At 45.0% G+C, this 876-nt stretch carries 1 pseudogene; it reads left to right on the forward strand.

Annotated elements, in window-relative coordinates:
- The first annotated feature begins 127 nt into the window (after positions 1–127).
- Positions 128–641, forward strand: a pseudogene (locus CIK04_RS24900) (magnesium transporter).
- Positions 642–876 lie beyond the last annotated feature (235 nt).

The following is an 876-nucleotide window of genomic DNA, read 5'->3' on the forward strand; positions in this document are numbered from 1 at the left end:
CCGTCGTTGAATCAAAAAAAGATGCAAAAGTAAGGGCGACTGAATGGAATAGCGACAATTCCCAATTGATTAGAACGATTTTGTAAAATGCTGAGTTTAAACGACCAATAAAACAAGGCTCTACATCATGTCTACCTCTGCAGAAACCCTAGTGCCAAAGGAAGGTCTAGGCATCAAAATAACAAGGTTTGTTATGGGCATCCTACGGTTTATTTTTAAAGCCCTACTGGTGATTGGCACGTTAGTCGGCTCGTCACTTGCGCTATCCAAATTGGGGGCCATTCACGGTAAAGACTTGCCTGAAAGCTATTTTCTCATGGCTATACCGAGCATATTGCGCCTGTTGGATTCTGAGATCTTTATGGGATTCATTTTCTTTGTCACCGTCGCCGTCCTTATCTATGTGGTTTATCTTTTTTGGCGTTTACACGAAGTGGCGGTTCATCGAGCCTCTGAAATGTCGAGTGCTCACACCCAATTGGTCTTTGCTTTATCACTGTGCGGGTTATGTTGTCGAATAAGCATGGTGGGTGTTGGCGATCATTATTGCCTTTGCACGTTGGGATGTGTTGGCCAAAGAGCTCTCTAACATCATCCGCAATGGTGTACGAAACAATAAATCAACAGAGAATAACGCATGAAAGAGATAATGCTGCCCTATGTGTTCATCTGCTGGCTGTTGGTGAAAACAGGCTTGGTGAAGTGGACGCTGAAAACGCCGTGATCATTGTTGGTATTAGGTGTGGTGTTGGCGTTGGCTCTGTTACTGCCACCGTTTTGGTCTCCATGCGATCTAACTATAGCACCACAGTCAAAAGCTCCTCATGCAGTGCTCAGCCCACTGATAGGACAAGAAGTGGAAGCGGTGTTTGTCGA

Source organism: Vibrio sp. 03_296, from assembly GCF_002265885.1.